This is a genomic window from Agriterribacter sp., from assembly GCF_035444585.1.
Taxonomy (GTDB): Bacteria; Bacteroidota; Bacteroidia; order Chitinophagales; family Chitinophagaceae; genus Agriterribacter.
This window is the reverse complement of record NZ_DAOMOZ010000031.1, coordinates 27,844-31,392: the sequence shown is the minus strand read 5'-3', so window position 1 is coordinate 31,392 and position 3,549 is coordinate 27,844. Positions and strand designations below refer to the sequence as shown.

The 3,549-nt window shown below is 46.3% G+C and carries 4 protein-coding genes; all 4 read left to right on the top strand.

Annotated elements, in window-relative coordinates; genetic code table 11:
- Positions 1–317, top strand: a 317-nt coding sequence (locus PLH26_RS05485) for an MFS transporter (RefSeq protein ID WP_324584990.1), incomplete at its 5' end; no start/stop codon positions are given.
- Between the two features lie 71 nt (positions 318–388).
- Entirely contained in the window at positions 389–1,732 is a 1,344-nt protein-coding gene (locus PLH26_RS05480; protein ID WP_324584989.1) for a hypothetical protein, read from the top strand.
- A 9-nt stretch (positions 1,733–1,741) separates the two neighbouring features.
- Positions 1,742–2,908 carry a carbohydrate kinase family protein gene (locus PLH26_RS05475; protein WP_324584988.1) on the top strand — a complete coding sequence of 389 codons (1,167 nt, stop codon included), beginning with the start codon at positions 1,742–1,744 and terminating at the stop codon, positions 2,906–2,908.
- Between the two features lie 29 nt (positions 2,909–2,937).
- On the top strand, positions 2,938–3,549 hold a 612-nt coding region (locus PLH26_RS05470), incomplete at its 3' end, for an aminotransferase class III-fold pyridoxal phosphate-dependent enzyme (protein WP_324584987.1).

The window sequence follows — 3,549 nt, the reverse complement described above, 5'->3', positions numbered from 1 at the left end:
TAAGCTGGGTCATTATATCCGAAATATTTCCCAACCACATCCGCGGAAAAGCATTGGCGGTGGTTTGTTTCTTTCTCTACCTGTCGTCTTTTATCACTGCCCAGTTTTTCCCGGTGCTCACCAGCTGGTTTACCAAGCAATACAATGATCCGGCAGGTGTATATATTCTTTTTGCTTTGATATGTGCCGCTTGTGCGGTTTTCTCGTGGAAGATGATACCGGAAACCAAAGGATTGAGTCTTGAAGATATCGCTTCATTATGGTCAAACAAGCCTGTAAACAAGGAGAGTTGCAGCAGTGCTTTTGTAAAAACATAACAATGACCGGTGGCCGTTCCTGAGACCATCGGCAGATAAGGATTTATTTAATGCTTTAAAATGGGATTTGAATGAAAGTAGGTTTTGTTGGATTTGGAGAAATTAATTCTCCGCCTGAATTGATTAAAGCCAAATGCCTGACGGCAAGAGTAGAAATTGAATCGTTGGGTTTCCCACTCGTTACAACAGCAGTTGTAACAGACGATGCAGAAGGCAAAGACGTGGCGCGGGCAATTGCAGATCTTGGGAAGGAAAGGATTGAAGTGCTGATCGTGTGTCTTGCAGGCTGGATACCTTCTCATGCAGTTATTGCCATCGCGCATGAATATGCGCACAAGCCGATCGTTTTATGGGGGCTTGCCGGCGATCTGGAAAACGGACGGATTGTTACAGCCGCCGCCCAGGCGGGTACTACCGCCCTGAGAAAAGTGTTTGCAGATCTGGGATATAAATTCAGGTATGTATATAACATCATTGGTCAACCGTCGCCCCTTCATAAAATAGCATCTTTTGTAAGCGCTGCATTTGCCCAAAGATCAATTGTCGGCAGCCGCGTGGGTATGATGGGATTCCGGGATATGAAATTATATAATACACTGTATGAGGGGTTGTCGCTTAAAAAGGATTTTGGCATCGATGTGGAATTTTTCGAGATGCTGGAGCTGCTGCAGGAGGCTGAGCAGGTTGACGAAACAGCCATTGAACCGCTGCTGAACAAGATCAGGTCTGAATGGCATTTTGTGCAGCCTGTAGACGAAGGGTTCCTGGAAAAAGGCATTCGATATTATCTCGCATTGCTGAAAATTGCCAGGGACAATGGCTATGATGCGCTCTCTCTTAAAGATGTGGATGGCATGAAAAAGCTGCTGCATTTTCCGCCGGCATTCCTGTTCATGCTCTTATCCGACGAGGCAGGCTTGTGTACCATTCCTGAGAATGATGTAATGGGTGCAGTTACACAATTGATCGTAAAGCAGCTGACGGGGCAATGCGGCGCCTATTTCGAATTTTACGAATTCTTTGAAAATGGGGTATTGATGGGAGTGCCCGACTATGTGCCCGCCGAAGTGGTAAAAGGCGGGGTGAAGGTAACCCGCGCTGCTTTTGGAGGTATAAGTGGTGGTTTGCTTAATATCTCCGAGGTAAAAACCGGGAGGATGACGCTTGCACGGCTTTCAAACACCGGAAGTCGTTACACCATGCATATTGTAACCGGCACCGCCAGTCCTGTTAAGTGGGAAGAGGCAGGCTGGGAGCAGCCGGCCCCGCAATTGCCGAGCTTTGAACTGACGCTTGATCAGCCTGTTGATGATTTTTCCGAAAAGGTTTCGGGGCAGCACTATATTGTTGCGTATGGCGATCAGTCCGGCTTGTTAAAGGATTTCTGCTACCTGAAAAATATAAATGTGATTTAAAGTATCCTCATGAAAAAATACGATGCGGTAATAGCCGGATATATTTGTATAGACCTGATCCCCGCGTTTAAAAAAGACGTTGCGGTAAATGAGGTATACGATGTGCTTCACCCGGGCAGGTTGGTTGAAATTGATGGTATGGAATCTACCCTTGGCGGCGTTGTTGCCAACACCGGTATGGCTATGAAAAAATTTTCGAAGCGGGTCTTTCTGAACGGGCTGCTGGGTACAGATTTTATCGGTAAAATGGCAAGGGAGTCTTTAGAGAAGTATGGATTGCTGGAAGGAATACGGATCGTAAAAGAAAAGGGCACGGCTTTCGGTTTGGTGATAGCGCCGCCCGATGTAGACCGTATTTTTCTTGAATCGCCGGGATGCAGCGAGCTGTTCGACCTTCATCATATAGATTATGATGCGGTGGCAGATAGCCGGCTGTTTCATTTCGGCTACCCGCCGCTGTTAAAAAAGTTTTACCGGCAGAGAGGAAAGCAGTTGGCTTCGCTTTTTAAAAAAGTGAGTGAAATGGGGGTAGTTACTTCTCTCGACTTTAGTTTGCCGGATACAGAAAGTGAATCGGGAAAAGTGAATTGGACAGATATATTAAAAATAACCCTGCCTTACACCAACATTTTTGTACCCAGCCTGGAAGAGGCTTTAAAAATAACTTTTCCGTATGAGTATACGATGCTGGAAGCCGAAGGAGGTAATATTGTAGATAATACGCCGGTAGATCTTATAAAAGAATTAGGTGAAAGGCTGATCGCCTGGGGCGCCAATATTGTTTTGATCAAAGCGGCTCATAAAGGCTTGTTTTTATGGACAGGAGATGTGGCTGCCATTAACCGTAAGCAAACAGTATGTCTTCCGGAGGCAGAATGGAACAACAGGCAATTGTGGTGCGAAGCTTACCCCGCGATCCGGGAAAAAATAATCAATGCATCGGGAGCCGGCGATACTTCTGCCGCTGCATTTCTTACTGCCGTTTTAAATGGAGAGTCACCTGCTGTTGCGATGAAATATGCCGCCATTGCCGGCAAAAACAACTTGTATTGTAACAATATATTCGAGGACATGCCGGGCTGGACAATAATGACGAAAGAGTTAAAGGAAGCTTCCGTTGAAGTGAGAGATGTAAAAGAATTGCTTGTAAATGAAGGAAACAACGGCAAGCTGTAACAGCACACCGAATAAAATATTCCAATGTTATGAATGATATTTTAAAAGTCAATAAAAACTGGTGGCGCAGCAGTGCCGAAGGCATTCCACGTTTGATTACAGAATTGCCCGGTCCGCATTCGAAGCAGATGCACGACAATACTGCGCGGTATATGAAAGGACTGAGCTCACAGGTAAAGTTGTTCCCGGTTTGTTTTGAAGAAGGCAGCGGGATAACGCTCACAGATGTGGATGGTAATAAATTCCTTGATTTCTCTTCCGGAATTTATGTCACATCGCTGGGGCATTGCCATCCAAAAATATCTGAAGCCATTGCTTACTGGGCAAAAAAGCTGATGAATGCGCACGACTTTACAACACCTGTAAAAGAAAAATTGCTGGAAAAAATGGCGGCAATTTTGCCCGGCAGGCTGAATGCGGTTCAATTGTATTCCGATGGCGCCACGGCGGTGGAAGCTGCCATACGGGCAGCAAGAGCCATTAGCAATAAGCATGAATTTATTTCCGCCTACCGCGATTTTCATGGCAAAAGCATGGGGGCGGTAAGCTGTGCCCGGATGCACAGGAGCGAAACCTTTAGCTATGGTCCCACCAGGGCGGCAGGCTCTTATATGGTGCCCCGGCCCGACCCCTATCGCCCG